Raw genomic sequence first — 18,363 nt, 5'->3', positions numbered from 1 at the left:
GAAGACAGGTAAAAACAAAGAAGCGAGAGGTTTATGTTCAAACCTGTTGAGGTAGTTAGGAAAAAAAAATTATCTTTCAGGGGTGAAAACAAAACTATCTTTGCTAGCAATTACCATCCAATTTATTGCACTGAGTCAGCAACTGCCTTTTCTGCGCAACGAGGTATATGCACCGCAAACCACCAACCCGGCAAGTTTTGGAACATGGAATGATTTCTCAGTCAATCTAAATGGTCAGTTAGTTCAATTTCCAAACGACTTGTCTCATTCTATGGTACTCAGTGCTGAGTTATATCCTCCTTTTTTGAATTCAAGATTTAGCATTGGAACCGGCATGTATTATCTCTATGATAACACCGGGTTTATTAAGCATCACGCGGTTGGCTTACCGGTGAACGGGCAGCTTAAATTGGGCAACACGTTTATGTCAATTGGCATTGCGCCTGAATTTGTTTACCGGTCCATGGATACCGCCTTTGTGCCGCCCACAACCGTGGTTGACCCAAACCTTCCGTCTGAGATTGGTCAGACAAGATTTAATTTGAATACTGGCGTCATGCTTTATCAGCAAGAATGGTATGGGGGAATTTCAATCAATCAAATCACTACACCATATTTTGATGAACTTAATTTTGATGCGGCTTTACACCTTTTTCTACATGCGGGATATCGGTTTAAAGTGGCAGAAAACATACAATTGTTTCCGTCGGCAATCATCGGGTTTGTTGCCCCATCAACCATTAGTTATCACGGTAAAATGATGCTTCAATTTTTGAATCCCGGCATTTCAATCGGAGCCGGATACAGCAGGGGAAATATACTCAGCGCTTTGATCTCATACGACCTGAAAAATTTTAACGTCATGATGCAAGCCGGAACCAACGGAATTATTGAAGAAACCTGGTTTTACAACGTGTATGAGTTGAGGTTAAGTTACAGGATACAAAAACCATTTGGTTGCACATCATGTCAAGAACGGCAGAATAAATATGGATGTGAGCACAGAAAATTTTTGTAGTGGTGGGGAATAAATTTTGAATGCCAGACTATTTATCAATAATTTAATACAACCCTAAAGCGGCATTATTTTTCATCAGCAACATTCGTCTGAATACACAATTCATCAAGCTGTTCTTTATTTAATACAGATGGTGAATCAATCATCATGTCGCGTCCGCTATTGTTTTTTGGAAAGGCAATGAAGTCACGGATAGAATCAGAGCCGCCCATTGTTGCAACCAAACGATCCAAGCCAAACGCTAGACCACCATGCGGTGGAGCACCGAATTCAAATGCATTCATTAAAAATCCGAACTGAGCTTCAGCATCTTCTTTTGTGAAGCCAAGCAATTCAAACATTTTTGCCTGTAATTTTTTATCGTGAATGCGAATAGATCCGCCGCCAAGTTCGACACCGTTCATTGCCAGGTCGTATGCGTTTGCGCGTACTTTTCCGGGCGCTGTTTCAAGTAGGTGAATATCTTCAGGTTTTGGTGATGTGAACGGGTGGTGCATCGCGTGCCAACGTTTGTGTTCGTCATCAAATTCAAGTAGTGGAAAATCCAACACCCAAAGCGGCTTGAATTCATTTGGATTCCGCAATCCAAGCATATTTCCAAGATGCAAACGCAATTCATTCATTTGAACACGTACCCTATTTGTATCACCTGAAAGAACAAAAATTAAATCTCCCTTTTCAGCTTGACAAGTTTTTGCCCAACTTGATAGTGCGTCATGATCAAAAAATTTATCTACGGATGATTTGAATGTACCATCGTTATTGCATTTACAATAGATCAATCCTTTGGCGCCAATTTGCGGACGTTTTACCCAATCAGTTAATTCATCCAATTGTTTGCGGGTATATTCTGAACATCCTTTTGCTACAATGCCAATTATTAATTCGGCGTCATCAAAAATCGCAAAGTTTTTTCCCTTTGCCACCTCATTCATTTCTGCGAATTCCATTCCAAAACGAATGTCCGGTTTATCTGACCCATATTTTTTCATGGCATCTGCAAAAGTCATGCGCGGAAAATTCTCAGTAAACTCAATACCACGGCAGGTTTTAAAGAGATGTTTGATAAGCCCCTCGAACGTTTTTAAAACGTCTTCTTGTTCTACAAAAGCCATTTCACAATCTATTTGCGTGAACTCAGGTTGGCGATCAGCACGTAAATCTTCATCTCTAAAACACTTCACAATTTGATAGTACCTGTCAAATCCTGAAACCATCAAAAGCTGTTTAAATGTTTGTGGCGATTGTGGAAGTGCATAAAACTGTCCCGGATTCATTCTGCTTGGCACAACAAAGTCTCTTGCCCCTTCAGGTGTTGATTTAATTAAAACCGGTGTTTCAACATCCATAAAATCTATTGAATCCAAATATTTTCTGGTTTCAAGGGCGACCTTATTTCTGAGTTTTAATTTTTCCTGTACGGGATTTCTGCGCAAATCAAGGTAACGATATTTCATGCGCAATTCATCACCACCATCGGTATCATCTTCAATGGTAAAAGGAGGCGTGATAGATGCGTTAAGTAATTCAACATTTGACGCCTCAACTTCAATGGCTCCGGTTTTTATGTTGGGATTAGGGCTGTGGCGCGCAATTACTTTTCCGGTTATTTGTACAACAAACTCACGCCCCAGTTTTTTTAATTCTTGAATTACGCCATCACTTACTTTTCCGTTTTCTGCAACAATTTGAGTGATACCATAACGATCTCTCAAATCAATCCAAATAATGTTCCCCTTGTCTCTGACGGTTTGCACCCAGCCAGCCAAGGCAACAGATTGACCAATATTTTTTTCATTTAATTCGCCGCAGGTGTGTGATCTGTACATGAAATTGAAAATTTAGATGGCAAAGGTAGTTGTTTTATGGTAAGGGGCAAGGGAGGTTCCTCACTCCTCTTTCCTCTCTCCAAAGGAAAGAGGAGGTGACGTTAGTTCACACTTTTTCAAAACCCTTGCGCTAGGGCTTTCCCCCTCGCTGAGGGGGATTAAGGGTGAGGAAATCCCAAATCCCCATAAAAAAACTACCTTTGATAAATGCACGATCAACCACTAGATCCCTTTAATGACGAATACTTTATGCGTCAGGCATTGCGTCAGGCTGAGATGGCTTTTGATGCTGATGAGGTACCTGTGGGTGCGGTGATTGTTTTAGAAAAACGCATTATTGCTCGTGCGCACAATTTGACTGAAAAATTGCATGATGTTACCGCCCATGCAGAAATGCAAGCCATAACAGCTGCAGCTGAATTTTTAGGAGCAAAATATCTCAATAAATGTACTCTTTATGTAACGCTTGAACCTTGTGTGATGTGCGCAGGTGCTCTTGCTTGGTCGCAAATAGACAGAATAGTGTATGGCGCAAAAGATGAAAAAAGAGGGGTATCCAAATTATCTAAAGAAATACTGCATCCCAAAACCGTGATCGAAGGAGGTTTATTTGCTTCGGAATCAACCAAATTATTGCAAGAATTTTTTGGAAGAAAAAGATTACAAGGCTGATCGGAGATAGATGTTGCGCCGCACATTGAACGATTTTAGGCAGGTTAATCAAAGTCAATTTTAATATGCGTTTTGCAGCTTGATTGAACCTGTCGTTTTTCCTTGTGGGCGGGGTATGACAGTGGTTATGGCTCTATAATTTTGTCAATGTTCATGAGTGATAAAAAAATCACTTTCGTTTTTTCAACTTACCGGGGTTTCTGGAAGTATGAAAGACAGCAGTTACAAGAATCTCATATTCCATGACTTCATAGATTATTACAAAAGGAAAGGTTTTAACAACTGCTTGTCTTTTTTTCTTGTAAACAAATTGAAAGAACTCAGGATTATTTTAAAGCAATCAACCAAATGTTTCAGGAATCTGATTTCTAGTCCCGGCAATTGTTGTTTATACCAATGAAACGCTTCGGCGATATCCTGCTCAGCTTCTTCCCAAACAATCAGCTTGTAACGCTTCATTAAACTGATTTGAGGCGGTTTTTTACAGTGTCCCAGGATGATTGTTTTCCCCTTCCTTTTGCGTGATTTTTGTCTCTCGAGTCCAATATCAATTTCTGTTCATCAGACAAATAGAACTCTTCAATTTCTTCATCAGAACATTTTTTCAAAACAACATTTTGAGATGCTTTAATCAGATTAAGCAAAGCCCGGGTTCGGCGGTCAAGATGATTTATGGTGAGCGTATATTTCATGATTTTAGTCTTAGTTAAATCTTGACCATTTAATCGGCAAGATACAAAAAAACAGAGTATTATTCAAGATCTTGGTTTAAAAAACTACCAATGTTCTAATCATACTCCACCAAAAAATGCCCATACATATTTTCATCTTAGGTCAGATAAATTGAGTCACCTGAAATTCTGAAAAGCATTTCTTCTTTTTCATTCTCAACCCGTGAAAAAAACCTTTATTCCCTACTCAAAAGAGGAAACATCAATACATCACCTCAGCCACCTCACTCAACGGTGATGAAACACCTGAAGAATAAACTAATTTTATTTTGTAACGATAAATATTATTTGGTGAAATAGCCCTGTCAGCAAAGGTTGTTAGTGAAACGTCGCGCAGGGTTTTGTAGAGAATAAATCCGCCGTCATTTTTTGCGCGATAGATTTGAATTGAATAAATTTCTCCGGCAGCAGGCAGTTTCCAATTCAGCGTTATTTCTTTTAGTTCAATCTTGGCCTCAGCCGTGAAATTGGTAATACCCGCCCTTCTACCGGTTTCATAATCCAAGGTGATTTTTTCAGAAAGGGTTTGATTTGCTGATTGATCAATGGTTGTGACGTAATAAGTGTATTCTTCTCCACCCACGCCGGTTGTGTCTTGAAAGGCACAGGTTGAATCTGACCAGACAAGTAGAATTGTTTTTTCATTTTCCCCCAAGCGAATTAATTGATTCATTTTCACATCTGCACTACTTGAATTATACCACCGCAACGTCACACCTGCTGAGGTGGTTTCAAAATCATGCAAAACTGCCGACACCGGAGCAATAGTATCTGGTTTCATGAGTTTAACCGGCGATGTTTTTGGCGAATTATTATAGTTTAAATCCACTGCTGAAATTCTGTAGTATATTTCAGGGGTAAGATTATTCAATGCAAGCGTATCGTAAAAAACAGAGTCTATACAGAACGATTGTGTCACTTCAATAAATTCTTCTTTTAACGCATTAGACCTGAATACCCGATACCCGCGAATATCGTTTTCATTGTTGAGTTCCCAGGTCAAACGCACCACGCCTGAGTCGTTAATTATTCCGGTTAAACCTGAAGGCGTTTGGGGCGGAATCTGATCAAGCGTGAAAACATATTTTGAAAAAGAGTAAATGGTGTCATGATCTTCTGATACCGCCGCCACTTTATAATAATAGCGATCACCACTATGCTGCGGAATGGATACTGAAAAACCAAAGTCGTTATTTTCATTTATTTTTTGGTCTATCAAATCATATCCGAAAGCAATACTGTCAGATCGGTATAATAAAAATTTATCTGCTTTATCAGATTTTGCAAACGGAACAAACTCACCTGAAATCAGGCGGATATTTTCTTTATAATCAACATGAGAAATTCGCACCTCACCATAAAGAGATTTTGGGATATACACTTTTACAACGTTACTACTTGCGCCTGTTTCAGCAAAATAATTGATTGCGCAAATACGGTAATAATATGTTTGACCCTCAGTGACAGAAGTGTCAACAAAATCACAATGAGTTTTATTAGGTTCATCTTGTGATTTTATAAAAATCTGCGGCACTTCATTCACTCGTTCAAAATGAATTGAATCATCAGATCGTTCAACCCAATAGGCTGCATAATCAGTTTGTAAACTTTTTGATTCCCAGCTGAGGTAGGCCTGTTTTATTTTTGGTTTAGCAGACACGTTAAGTGTTGACATCGGAATGTCTTTATCAAGTTGTGAAGCGTTCACGTGAATAGTACTTTGATGCCTAGTTTTATTAATACTCAGCCGATAGGTGTACGCTTCATTTTTAACTTGTATATCACGATAAAACACGCCACATAATTCTGCCAGTATCAAATCAGTTGAAGAGCCCAACATCAACATGGCAAAAACCATTTTATTTGCATTTGGGTCAGGTTGTTTCTGGCTTAAAAATGATTCAATGAGTTGAATATAAGATTGGGTTTTATCATTCGTTGATGTTATAAGATTTTTACGTTCAGAAAAAGGCAGAATGGAGTGAGAAATTTTAGCAGAGTTATTTTCAAATGAAGATGAATCAGGCACGCGTTCAATGGTCATTCCGTTTTGCAGACAAAGCACAAATAAATCAACGGATGTTGGCGCCCAGCGCAGTAAAACGGTGTCTTCATGAACCATAGATTTTATTACAAATGATTCAGTTTGCGCAAATGATTTTGCAGAAAAAAACAAGACAGAAATTATGCACAGAGTTTTTCTCATCCAACAACCACACAATTTTCACCAAACTCAAATTGAGCATCAAAATCAAGATTAAAAATGCCGAACAAACTTGCATCAACATGAATGCCGCCAAAAACATAACTTGGTTTAGGCATTTTGGCCTGGAGCAACGCGGCCACGTTACCTGAGATAATAGTCATATCTTGATTGCCATAGGTTGCGCCCAAATTAATTCCCATGCCCGCGTAAAGTTGACCTTGCAGATACCAATAGTTCATTCCAAAAGGCTCTGAAGATCCTTCACAATGGGTTGTGCTGGCGTATTTATACATGGTCATATCAAACCCCATGGTTGCCCATCCGGCAGCATATACAGAAATATTATCGGTAATACTAAAAGATTTATTGAAGGATGCCCCAATGCTCATACCGCAAGCAAGTCCGTTTCCGCTTGCAATGTGCGAAGAACTGCGTTGAGAAGTTACTGAGCTAAATACATTAGCAATTTGCGGAGGCGGAGGCGGCATGGGTTCAAGATTTTGCCCAAACATAAAATAAGCATTTACCGTTGCAAGATTCAATACGTTTACTGTGCATTGCATTGATGGTTTACCCAATGTAACAAACCAAAGTCCAGGTGAAAAATAAAACTGAGACCAGATATTTGCTGTGATTGCTCCTGAGAATTGCGCTGTAACGGCAATTTGTGCATCCAATATTTTTTGCTGATTGTCATAATTAATATACACTTGTCCGTGCCCGTAATTAGACGAGTTGTGACGCTCTTCAATTTTACACATGGTATACGCATCGCCGCTGAAATTAATATATTGAAGACCACCACTTGAATTAAAAGCAATGCTGAATAACACGTCTCCGTTCAACGTTGATTCATTCAGTGTATGTTTGAAACCTGCGCCCGCTTTGAAGAACAACCCCGTTGATTCATCAGGCACATAATGCGGTGATAAACTATTGCCTGATGAATTGGTAGTAGATATCTGTGAAATTAAATCATTCTGGTTTTGCGTATTTTGCATGTGATACGCAATGCCACCCGTAATGCTGGTTATGGTAATTGCGCCAACCGGAATAGTAGTGGGCAATGTTGCGTCTACCATCCAATACCGAAATCCATTCACTCGCCCAAATGCACAAGCCATGGAGAGGGGTGTCTCCATCACGGAATTAATCATAAATTCCAAGCCTCCGTAAAATCCTTTTCCATACACCGGGTCATTGTCATGGAAATTAATGATGCCATCCAACGAGACCACAGTGGTATTCACGTCAAGCTCAATACTGTTTAAGTTGAAATGATCATATTGCCATTGTATTTTATTGGTGCTGGGATTTCTACTTATGTCAGAATAAATCTGCACGCCCGTGGTGGCTGAAAAATTATTTTCATTGCTGGTGTCGGCAAAATTGAGCGCAATATCAGCCCCCAACACAATGTCACCATTTGAAATACCAAATTGGATATTATCAAATGAAATCGGGAAATTACCTGCTTTGGCTTGAGTGCCTGATGTTACAAGTGTAAACAAACCGTTAGTAACATAAGGCGCCTCAGTAATAATGGTAAACTGTTCAAATCCGATTCCTTGAAAATTCCAGTTCGTATTGTCGAGTGACCACAACCCGTTAAGCCTCAACCGGGGCTTGAATGAGTGATTGATGCGCTGTACTTCAAATTGAGATGAGGAGTATAAATCAAGATTAGAATTGAAACAGGATATGCTAACCGTTGATGCCGGCTTCATACTGAAATACATGTCTGTTTGCCGGTTATTATCATTCTGGCTTACCATGGCAGTAAAAATCATTTGTGTATTATCCAGTGGCGGCACAACTACGGTTCCGCGCATTCTGCCTTTGGTAATTTTGTTCAGTGTCAATCCTATAGCAATTGAATCAAGTGAAAAAGACCACTCGTCGTTCATGGCGTTTTCAGAAGTAGAAAACACGTTGGTTGCTCCAAATGTTCCGGTGACACCGGCATCATCAATAAATAGATCACTGGCAAAAATATCTACCGGCTGGTCTGATCGGTTGAGTTCTTCAGGTAGTTGCACTGAAAAATATTGCAGGTAAAATCCTCGCCAAAGATTGATGTCATCAGGATAATTTTCATGATAACAAGCAGGCATGTTTACATTCATTGGGTTTACATAATCACTCATGTCAACATAAGCAGAACTAACGGTGAAACTGAAATCTTCCATACCCTTTACAACAAAGGGAGAGAAATCAACCATAGCCATCATGTTATGGACATCTGTAACGTTCACTTCAAATTCGGCAGTTACTACCGTATCGCCTGACCCTTCTGCGGGTGAGAGCATACCGTCTTCAAACAAAAAATACCCGTGCAGGTTTACTGATTCAAATCCGTTGCATGACCATCTGACATAGTTAGACCCATCATCAGGTAAAAGGAGTTTTGTGTTTGGACCCACATCAATGAGGTGCTCGCTGACAAGCATTAATTTAGATTGCTCACCACCAATTATTCCTTTCGGATTAAATTTAATATCCTTGGCGGCAAAGGCAAGTGGAACATCTGCATTTGGAAAATCTAATGCCATGTATGCTGAAAAATACGCGCCATCAGACAAAAAATATGCGCTATCAATAGCAATAATAACCAAGGTTTGTCCAACCTCTTTTGCAATACCAATTGGAAGAGAAGGCATACTGTCGGGGTTGAAATTTCCTACTTGCCTTTCAGGATCTTGTACCATTTCATTCAAGGCATAGACCTTTTGTCGCAGGGCAGATATTTCTTGTGAGCGACCTTGAATAGCAATTCCACAGATGAACACCATGCTCAATCTTATAAACAAAGAATATCTGAAGAAATACTGCATTTTGGCGGCAAATATAATAAACTGACCTTCAGTTCAACTAAATAGGTTAAATTTTTGATTGACAGAGCAGAAGAGTTCGTTTTTAAAACGCTGAAAAGTCGGCAGAATTTATTAGAATAAACTCATAAAAAAAAAGAGAGTGACCACGCTCTCACACTCACGCTCACTCTGACCTGTGCCCGCGGGGAGACTTCCCGACACTTCATTTCATTGTGGTCGGGATAAACTTCTCGTCTCCCAATTTCATAGAAAAAAAAGAGAGTGACTGCGCTCTCACGCTCACTCTCGCTCTGACCTGTGCCCGCGGGGAGACTTCCCGACACTTCATTTCATTGTGGTCGGGATAAACTTCTCGTCTCCCAATTTCATAGAAAAAAAAGAGAGTGACAACGCTCTCACGCTCACTCTCGCTCTGACCTGTGCCCGCGGGGAGACTTCCCGACACTTCATTTCATTGTGGTCGGGATAAACTTCTCGTCTCCCAATTTCATAGAAAAAAAAGAGAGTGACAACGCTCTCACGCTCACTCTCGCTCTGACCTGTGCCCAGGGGAGACTTCCCGACACTTCATTTCATTGTGGTCGGGATAAACTTCTCGTCTCCCAATTTCATAGAAAAAAAAGAGAGTGACTACGCTCTCACACTCACTCTCGCTCTGACCTGTGCCCGCGGGGAGACTTCCCGACACTTCATTTCATTATGGTCGGGATAAACTTCTCGTCTCCCAATTTCATAGAAAAAAAAGAGAGTGACAACGCTCTCACGCTCACTCTCGCTCTGACCTGTGCCCGCGGGGAGACTTCCCGACACTTCATTTCATTATGGTCGGGATAAACTTCTCGTCTCCCAATTTCATAGAAAAAAAAGAGAGTGACAACGCTCTCACGCTCACTCTCGCTCTGACCTGTGCCCGCGGGGAGACTCGAACTCCCAAGGATTTAACTCCAACGGCTTCTGAGACCGCAACGTTTACCAATTTCGCCACGTGGGCAGACACTTTATGCCTCGTTTACCATCCTGATAGCTATCGGGATCGTCACGTGGGCAGGCGGGCAAAGGTATTAAATGATTCGGGAAATAAAAAGTACGGCAATAAACGGTCATCCCTCTCAGTCTCCCTTCAAAGGGAGAAGACCAATTGCCGAATGCCTATACCTTTCAAATCAAAAATCGCACGTCGTTAATCGTTGATCGCCAAATAGTGGCCCCCTTGGGGGAAATCAAAAAAGATTTCGTTAATGCCTAAGACTTAACCAACCCAATCAACGTCTCCCCCTCTTCCAATTCAGCGTTGAGTGTTTTGTTTGGATCCAATTTGCTAAAGAAATTGCTTTAGCTAGTAATTCATTGCAGAGGCTGTCGGTGTTTATAGATGCCAGTTACAGTTTAATAAAACGGACAAGATCAATTCCGCTTGTTGAAATTAAATGAACAATGTAAATTCCAGGAACAAGATCAGACACATTGAAAACAGCCGTTGATTGCGAAAAAATATTTTTTTCGAGCACGATTTTTCCATCAATGTTTACGATTAAAATCTTTTCTATACACGAATTTTGATCGAAAGAAACGCTGAGATCATTACTTACGGGATTTGGATAAACTCTAATGTCTTCTAACGGTTCTGCTTCGCTTAGGCTCACATCGTAATAGTAATCATGATCAATAATGAAGGTTGATAACAATTCGCAATCCGAATTCCATTTTTGAATTTCGATATCAATTGCAGTACCAGGATAAAACCACCCCTTGTCACCGCTTACTGTGTAAATATATTGATCGGCACTGACAATAATATCTTCGTATTCTTTGTCGCTTTCAGTTAAACAAATAGCCTCTCCATTAGCCCGATGCCGGACAAATACAGATGGAGACCAAGAGTTTGTCTGTGGAAGGGGAAAATATTCAACATCGTCTGATTTATACATTACACTATAAATATAATCATTTGTGTCTGCGGCGCAGCCCAGAGAATAATTGTAAATACCAGTCATTCCAGGTGATGCCTGAAGAGACCATATAGCGCTTGCTGAAGTGTCCATAGCAAGAATAAAATGATCTCTATGTGTGGCGAAAATAGTAGGCAAAGCGGCAAAAGTAAGGTCGTTCTCAAAAGTACCACTGATGTACATTTGATCAGTATTTGTTAATGTAACATCTGTTGCAATAACTGTTGAATTATTGCCGTCAACCGCAGACATCCATATACCATTACCGAGACTATCGCCCTTCAAAATGAAGCCACGATAATCTGCAGTAAGAGCACTGTGCCAGACAGATAAAGAACCATAATTAATAGATCCGCTGAAACTCCCCCCAAAATAACCACAGATATAAAAATCTCCGTCATCATTCACCTGTAAGTCATAAACATTGTGGTTTGATCCATTTCCCTGACCTCCACCATCCATTTGATTAGCCCAGTTTATATTTCCCGAAGTATCAAAGGACACAATGAAAATGGAATAGTTATAACTATTATCCGTGAGCACATCAGCACCAAAACTAACATCACCATACCAATATGAACCGGCAGCAAAAATATTTCCTAATGCATCAATATCCATGGTTATAGCTTCAGAGATGGTGCCCGCTGATTCTATGGACGGAAGCCACCACTTAAAGTGCCCTGAAGAATCGAACTTGGCAAAAAAAGCTGTTGATGTCTGATCGCCATAAAAAACTGTGGTATCATTAAATTGAATAGAGTCTTCAAATGAGCTACAGATGTATATATTTTGATGCTCATCTGAAACAATATCTATCCCATAAGCATTTCCACTCCAGTCGCTACTAGCCCCCTTGAGATGTTTAGACCACAGAAAATTTCCCTGAGTATCGCACACGGCGAGAAAGTGGTTCGGCCTCGACAAATCAGTCAGGAGATATTCCCCCAATGTATCGCCATTATTAAAAATAAGCTGCCCATAAAATTTTCCAAAAACTGCAATTTTATTTGGGGCAAGTTCGCAAATTTTAATGTCATCTTCTTGACAAAGAGCACCAGAGAAGCAAGCCATTAAAAGAAAGGAAATACAGAATGATTTTATTTTTATCATAGATGCGTATTTTGATTTAACTCAGTTGTATATGGGTCAAGAAGAATGACGGAACAAGTCGGTTGAGTGTTGGGCGAATCCTAATAAATAAGTTTTCTGGCGCCTAGGATAATAGCGACCAGCACGAAATAAATCAAATTTTCTATGTGTTTAAAAACCGTACTTCTTGCGGTCACACCTATCTGCGCTGTTGCTATGACCGGCAGCAAAATCACAATTTTACCAACCCAATATTACCGGCTTTTTCAATGGAAAATCAAAGGAAAACCAAGTACTCAGAATAATAAAATATTTTCGAATTTGATAATTTTATTCTATCTTTACTTTATGGTTGTAATCACCAAAACCAAGCTCATTGACTTCTATGAAGGAGAATCTCGGGCAAAGGAGAGTCTGTTGCGCTGGTATCATGAAGTTGTTTTATGTGACTGGAAAGATTTCCATGAAATAAAACAAACATTTAACGCCGTTGACAGCGTCGGAAATGACAGGTATGTGTTTAATGTGGCTGGCAACTGATACCGGGTAGTTGCTATGATTCATTTTTCAACCCGAACCATGTACATACGATTTGTCGGGACACATAAAGAGTATGATAAAATTAATTGCAAAACAGTATGAAAACAAAATTGACTAAAAAGGAATTTGACATCATCGAAAAGAGGATGAATGAACTTCTTTCTATAGCTACTAAGAAGGGAGGCTTTGAAAAACTGACCAAAAAGCAGCTGAAGGATTTAAATAATTATACCAAAAAGGTAGAGGAGTATGAAGACGAACACTATACGATACCCATGCCTCAGACGGTGCAAGGCTTAATTGAGTTAAAAATGTTTGAGAAAAAACTCAAGCAAAAAGAGTTGGCAAAATTGCTGAATATCACCGACACAAAACTTTCTGAAATCATGCACAACAAACGCAAACCCAATATTTCATTTATTAAAGCCATGCATCAGGTTTTGGGCATTGATGGGAATTTGTTGTTGAGGGTAGTGTGATCTTAACTATTCATACTCCACCAAAAAATGCCCATACATATTTTCATCTTTTGTCAGATAAATGGAGTCACCTGAAATTCTGAAAAGTATTTCTTCTTTTTCATGAACAACTTTTGTAAAAACCGGGTCGTTGTTTACATCCGTTGAAATTACAATTTGATAAATTGGTTTTTTCCAACCAACGGGATAATAATTTTGCAGATAACCGGTTTTTGTTTTGGTTTCTTCTGAAATTATATGCCATTCGTTGTTGCTCCATTCATAAATTACTTTCTCAGAAAATTCGTTGGTTTTTTTGTTGAGTTTTGTTACGATTTTTGTTTTTTCAAGGTTAAAATCTGACAGATCATCATTACAATTTGTCCACCAATACTCATAATAATCAGACACCCACAGACCACTTCCATGACTCAGACATTTATAGTCTTCCCTACTTCGAAAGGAAATTGGCAGCATTTTAACATCACGATCACATAATTGCAAAATAGTTTTACTTTCTTCTATATCCGTTTTCTCAGTTATTACTTTCTTGAAAGGAAAAAAACAATATATGCCTGAACTATGTTTAAGACGGATTCCCAATTCAATTTGCTTTTTATCGGCAGAAGTTTTCTGATAATATGGATAATAGATGAGTGTATCGTAAGCATAATAATAATCGCTAGTATGCGCTTTCTCCTTTAGAAATGAAAGAGTATCATTTTCTTTTTCATATTCGATAACACCAATATATGGAATCCAAATTTCACCTCCGTAACCGTAATTTTTTACAGAAATTATTTCCTCATTATTCAAATAAATTTCTTGCAACAGCTCATAGGCATAGTCGAATGAAAAAGGCGTATAATCGACAAATTGATAATTTGCAAAAACTTTTAACCCAGGTGTTGTTGCCAACTTCATGAATTTGATTTTGATTCCAGGATAAAATTTAGACCGATTATATTCAACCAGATCTCTTACATCATCATTATCAGCCGAAAATGGCATATATGGCAACATCCTATTTATAATATAATTGTAATTATTTTCAGTGTTTAAACTATCATGGTGAATACTAATATCAATAGCTTCAATTTTAACCTTTTCAAGTAATGAATTTTCATCAAAAAAATACGAAGTAATTCCTTTTTTTACCCACTGGTAATTGCTTTGAGATTTAACATATTCGTATGGCAAATCCGCACTCACATACTTCAAACACTTCACATCCTTTTCAATCAACCATTTTTTAAACGCTGTTTCAGAAAAAAACCAGGGCCACACCTGTGCAAAAGCTGAGGTAAAAGCAAAGATGAAGAGTAAGGTTGAAATCAATTTCATGGATACTAAATATAGCGAAAACAGTGAGGTTAGTTACGGGTTTCTATGAAATGTTTACAACACGAAATTAGAAAACCGATTCCGTACGGTCATCCCTCTCAATCTCCCTTCAAAGTGAGAAGACCAGTAGCCATTGCCTATATATCAAAAATCACACAGCGTTAATCTACCATTGCTAATCAAAAAGATGGCCTTGAAGCCTACGACTTCACCAACCCAATAAACGTCTCCCCCTCTTCCAATTCAGCGTTGAGTGCTTTGTTTGGATCCAATTTTCCAAACGCAATTTCTTTGGCTAAAACTTCATTGCAGATGTATTCTTTGTTTGATTCGATTGCCTGACGAACAAGATCGTTGGTGTCAATGGTGAGGTGTATGCGATCGTTGACTTCTAGTCCCGAATCTTTGCGTAAATTTTGAACTCGGTTGATGATTTCGCGGGCAATTCCTTCACGTTTTAATTCGTCAGTCAAAGTCACATCAAGTGCAACCGTCATGCGGCCTTCAGATGCTACTAACCAACCCGGAATATCATCTGTCGTAATTTCAAAATCTTCCATTTCTAAAATAATTTCTGCTCCGTCAATGGTTCCGTTCCAGCCGTTTTGCGATTCTATTTTTTGAATGTCTGCGTTGGTCCAATTTTTTGCCAGCTCAGTAATGGCCTTCATTTGCTTGCCGTATTTTTTACCAATGGTTTTAAAATTGGGTTTGATTTTTTTGACAATGATACCGTTGGTGTCTTCTAACAATTCAATTTGTTTGATGTTTACTTCAGATAATATTATCTCTTTTACATCTTCAATTCTACGGGTAAAATCTTTGTCTAAAACCGGAACCATAATACGTTGTAACGGCTGTCTTACTTTGATTTGCTCTTTTTTACGGAGCGATAAAACCATGGAAGAAACTTTTTGAGCAATGTCCATTTTCTCCTCCAAATCCAAATCTATTTCAGATGAATTTGAAGCTGGAATCAATGCCAAATGAACCGACTCAACTGAATGTCTTTTTGAAATTTTGTTGAGGTCATTAAACAATTGATCTAAATAAAACGGAGCTATTGGCGCACCAAGAATGGCAATAGTTTCCAAACATCTGTACAAGGTTTGATAGGCCGAAATTTTATCTGCTTCATACGATCCTTTCCAGAAACGACGACGACATAAACGCACATACCAGTTTGATAATTCATCGCTCACAAATTCCTGAATGGCGCGACCGGCTTTTGTTGGTTCATAATCTGCGTAAGCTTCATCCGCTGTTTTAATTAACGAATTCAGTTTAGACAAAATCCAGCGATCCATTTCAGGACGATTTTTGTACTCAATCTCTTTCTCTGAAAAAGAGAATCCATCAATGTTTGCATACAGAGCAAAAAACGAATACGTATTGTAAAGTGTACCAAAAAATTTGCGTTGAGACTCAACAATTCCGTCTTTGTCAAATTTGAGATTATCCCAAGGCTGGGCGTTGGTAACCATGTACCAGCGGGTAGCATCCGGACCAAACGTTTTCAGCGTATCAAAAGGATCAACGGTATTGTTTAACCGCTTAGACATTTTTTGTCCGTTTTTATCTAAAACAAGTCCGTTTGAAACAACATTTTTGTAAGCTACTGAATCAAAAACCAACGTACCAATCACGTGCTGTGTGTAAAACCACCCACGTGTCTGATCTACTCCTTCTGCAATAAAATCAGCCGGAAAATATTTGCGTGTATCAATGTTTTCTTTGTTCTCAAACGGATAGTGGAATTGTGCATACGGCGCGGCTCCAGAATCAAACCAAACATCAATCAAATCACTTTCACGTTTCATGGGTTTGCCTGATGCAGAAACTAAAATCAAATTGTCCACATAATTTTTATGCAGATCTACTTTTGCATAATTGCTGTCAGACATATCACCCACCACAAAATCTTTTAACGGATTTTCCTTCATCACACCTGCTGCAACAGCTCTGTCCACTTCAGTTTTAAGTTGTTCAACTGAGCCAACACAAATCTGTTCTGATTTGTCTTCTGAGGTCCAAACCGGAATCGGAATTCCCCAATAACGTGAGCGGGACAAATTCCAATCATTGGCATTTTTTAACCACTCTCCAAAACGTCCTTCACCGGTTGATTTTGGTTTCCAGTTAATAGTTCCATTTAGTTCAACCATTCTTTCACGATGATCAGAAACTTTGATGAACCAAGAATCTAACGGATAATACAAAACCGGTTTATCTGTGCGCCAGCAATGCGGATAATTGTGTTCGTATTTTTCAATTTTGAAAGCCTTGTTTTCAATTTTCAATTTCAATGTGATGCGCTCGTCAACACTCATGTATGCTTTCAAATCAGCAATGATGTGTTTGAGATTTTCTTTCTGTTTTGCTAATTCAAGTTCCGCTTCGTTTCCTTCAAGATATTCAGCTTTCACATATTCTCCTGCCAAACCAAAAATCGGATCTGAAACTTCTTTTCTGAATTTTCCTTGCAAGTCAACTAACGGAACCGGCGTACCATTTTCGTCTAACACCAACATGGGCGGAACACCGGCTTGTTTAGCAACAAAGGCATCATCAGCACCAAAGGTTGGTGCGGTGTGTACTATTCCTGTTCCATCCTCGGTTGTTACAAAATCTCCCGGAATAACCACGAATGCTTTGTCGGAATCATAATATGGTTTTGCGTAGGGGAGGAGTTGTTCGTATTTGATTCCGATCAGGTCAGAGCCTTTGCATGTGCCGAGAATACAGTATGGGAGTTTAGAGTCACCTGGACCATAAGTTATTTCGTCATAACTTTTCCATTCTTGATATTTGCCAGAAAATAATTTTGTAACCAGATCTCTTGCAACCACAACTAATTGTCGCGAATTTGTATACAAATTGTATGTATAAACAAGAGCATATTCTATTTTTGGCCCAACAGTCAGAGCAGTATTAGAAGGCAGCGTCCAAGGTGTAGTGGTCCATGCTAGCAGATAGGCGTCCCAGAGAAATTTATCTGAATTTTCAACTCCGAATCTTGAGATGACATCGGATTTATTAAGAGCCTTAAACTGCGCCACACAGGTAGTATCCTTTACATCCTTATAACAACCCGGCTGATTCAATTCATGTGATGACAAACCGGTTCCGGCTTTTGGTGAATAGGGCTGAATGGTGTAGCCTTTGTACATGAGATTTTTATTGTAGATCTCACGCAGCAACCACCAGACAGATTCCATGTATTTACTGTCGTAGGTGATGTATGGGTGTTCCATATCCACCCAATAACCCATTTTCAAGGTGAGGTCATTCCAGATATCGGTATATCGCATCACTGCTTCACGGCAGGCTTTGTTATAATCGTCTACAGAGATTTTGTGACCGATATCTTCTTTGGTAATTCCTAACTCTTTTTCCACTTTTAATTCAACCGGCAATCCGTGGGTATCCCATCCGGCTTTGCGTTTTACCTGATATCCTTTTAATGTTTTATAGCGGCAAAAAATATCTTTAATAGCCCGAGACATCACGTGGTGAATACCCGGCAAACCATTCGCTGAAGGCGGTCCTTCAGTGAACACAAAAGTTTTGTTGGCATCACGGGTTTCAATACTTTTTTGAAAGATGTTTTTTTCTTTCCAGTAAGTTAAAACTTCATCTGCTACGTTCGGCAAATTCAATCCTTTGTATTCGGTATATTTTGTGCTCATGTAA

General features: G+C 39.1%; 10 protein-coding genes, 1 tRNA gene and 1 pseudogene. 4 read left to right on the top strand and 8 right to left on the bottom strand.

Annotated elements, in window-relative coordinates; genetic code table 11:
* The first annotated feature begins 82 nt into the window (after window positions 1–82).
* Window positions 83–1,018, top strand: coding sequence for a type IX secretion system membrane protein PorP/SprF (locus IPH66_16700; GenBank protein MBK7130982.1), 936 nt, complete (start codon window positions 83–85; stop codon window positions 1,016–1,018).
* Between the two features lie 65 nt (window positions 1,019–1,083).
* On the opposite strand, the gene aspS is transcribed toward IPH66_16700, so the two are convergent.
* Window positions 1,084–2,847 (bottom strand): aspartate--tRNA ligase, encoded by a 1,764-nt coding sequence (aspS, locus tag IPH66_16695; protein ID MBK7130981.1) that lies wholly within the window; start codon window positions 2,845–2,847, stop codon window positions 1,084–1,086.
* 207 nt (window positions 2,848–3,054) lie between these two features.
* On the opposite strand from aspS, the gene IPH66_16690 reads away from it, so the two are divergent.
* Window positions 3,055–3,519: a nucleoside deaminase gene (locus tag IPH66_16690; protein MBK7130980.1), complete on the top strand. Its 465-nt coding sequence runs from the start codon at window positions 3,055–3,057 to the stop codon at window positions 3,517–3,519.
* Between the two features lie 458 nt (window positions 3,520–3,977).
* Here IPH66_16690 and IPH66_16685 read toward each other — a convergent pair whose 3' ends face one another.
* The 5 genes from IPH66_16685 to IPH66_16665 all read right to left on the bottom strand — a co-directional run bounded on the left by IPH66_16685 (window position 3,978) and on the right by IPH66_16665 (window position 12,349).
* Entirely contained in the window at window positions 3,978–4,211 is a 234-nt protein-coding gene (locus tag IPH66_16685) for a hypothetical protein (protein ID MBK7130979.1), read from the bottom strand.
* A 241-nt stretch (window positions 4,212–4,452) separates the two neighbouring features.
* Window positions 4,453–6,456, bottom strand: a complete 2,004-nt coding sequence (locus IPH66_16680; GenBank protein MBK7130978.1) for a hypothetical protein — start codon at window positions 6,454–6,456, stop codon at window positions 4,453–4,455.
* Window positions 6,453–9,248 (bottom strand): hypothetical protein, encoded by a 2,796-nt coding sequence (locus tag IPH66_16675; protein ID MBK7130977.1) that lies wholly within the window; start codon window positions 9,246–9,248, stop codon window positions 6,453–6,455. The genes IPH66_16680 and IPH66_16675 overlap by 4 nt, the downstream gene beginning before the upstream one ends.
* A gap of 949 nt (window positions 9,249–10,197) precedes the next feature.
* A tRNA-Leu gene (locus IPH66_16670) sits at window positions 10,198–10,281 on the bottom strand.
* A gap of 388 nt (window positions 10,282–10,669) precedes the next feature.
* Window positions 10,670–12,349: a T9SS type A sorting domain-containing protein gene (locus IPH66_16665; GenBank protein MBK7130976.1), complete on the bottom strand. Its 1,680-nt coding sequence runs from the start codon at window positions 12,347–12,349 to the stop codon at window positions 10,670–10,672.
* 327 nt (window positions 12,350–12,676) lie between these two features.
* Between IPH66_16665 and IPH66_16660 the strand changes: the two are divergent.
* Window positions 12,677–12,970, top strand: a pseudogene (locus tag IPH66_16660) (type II toxin-antitoxin system HigB family toxin).
* The gene (locus IPH66_16655; GenBank protein ID MBK7130975.1) at window positions 12,967–13,347 is read left to right on the top strand and encodes a helix-turn-helix domain-containing protein; all 381 of its coding nucleotides are present in this window, start codon (window positions 12,967–12,969) and stop codon (window positions 13,345–13,347) included. The pseudogene IPH66_16660 and the gene IPH66_16655 overlap by 4 nt, the downstream one beginning before the upstream one ends.
* 6 nt (window positions 13,348–13,353) lie before the next feature.
* Here the strand turns inward: IPH66_16655 and IPH66_16650 are convergent, their stop codons facing one another.
* Entirely contained in the window at window positions 13,354–14,670 is a 1,317-nt protein-coding gene (locus tag IPH66_16650; GenBank protein MBK7130974.1) for a hypothetical protein, read from the bottom strand.
* 200 nt (window positions 14,671–14,870) lie between these two features.
* On the bottom strand, window positions 14,871–18,359 hold the full coding sequence (locus IPH66_16645) for an isoleucine--tRNA ligase (GenBank protein ID MBK7130973.1): 3,489 nt from the start codon (window positions 18,357–18,359) through the stop codon (window positions 14,871–14,873).
* Window positions 18,360–18,363: the final 4 nt, after the last annotated feature.

Source organism: Crocinitomicaceae bacterium (assembly GCA_016708105.1).
Taxonomy (GTDB): domain Bacteria; phylum Bacteroidota; class Bacteroidia; order Flavobacteriales_D; family Crocinitomicaceae; genus JADJGJ01.
This window is presented reverse-complemented; position numbering and strand designations above follow the sequence as displayed.

What these genes read in the sequence shown, in the direction of transcription:
- aspS (MBK7130981.1), bottom strand. Translation starts at nt 2,847, where the DNA reads ATGTACAGATCACACACCTGCGGCGAATTAAATGAAAAAAATATTGGT.
- IPH66_16690 (MBK7130980.1), top strand. Translation starts at nt 3,055, where the DNA reads ATGCACGATCAACCACTAGATCCCTTTAATGACGAATACTTTATGCGT.
- IPH66_16685 (MBK7130979.1), bottom strand. Translation starts at nt 4,211, where the DNA reads ATGAAATATACGCTCACCATAAATCATCTTGACCGCCGAACCCGGGCT.
- IPH66_16680 (MBK7130978.1), bottom strand. Translation starts at nt 6,456, where the DNA reads ATGAGAAAAACTCTGTGCATAATTTCTGTCTTGTTTTTTTCTGCAAAA.
- IPH66_16675 (MBK7130977.1), bottom strand. Translation starts at nt 9,248, where the DNA reads ATGGTGTTCATCTGTGGAATTGCTATTCAAGGTCGCTCACAAGAAATA.
- IPH66_16665 (MBK7130976.1), bottom strand. Translation starts at nt 12,349, where the DNA reads ATGATAAAAATAAAATCATTCTGTATTTCCTTTCTTTTAATGGCTTGC.
- IPH66_16655 (MBK7130975.1), top strand. Translation starts at nt 12,967, where the DNA reads ATGAAAACAAAATTGACTAAAAAGGAATTTGACATCATCGAAAAGAGG.
- IPH66_16650 (MBK7130974.1), bottom strand. Translation starts at nt 14,670, where the DNA reads ATGAAATTGATTTCAACCTTACTCTTCATCTTTGCTTTTACCTCAGCT.
- IPH66_16645 (MBK7130973.1), bottom strand. Translation starts at nt 18,359, where the DNA reads ATGAGCACAAAATATACCGAATACAAAGGATTGAATTTGCCGAACGTA.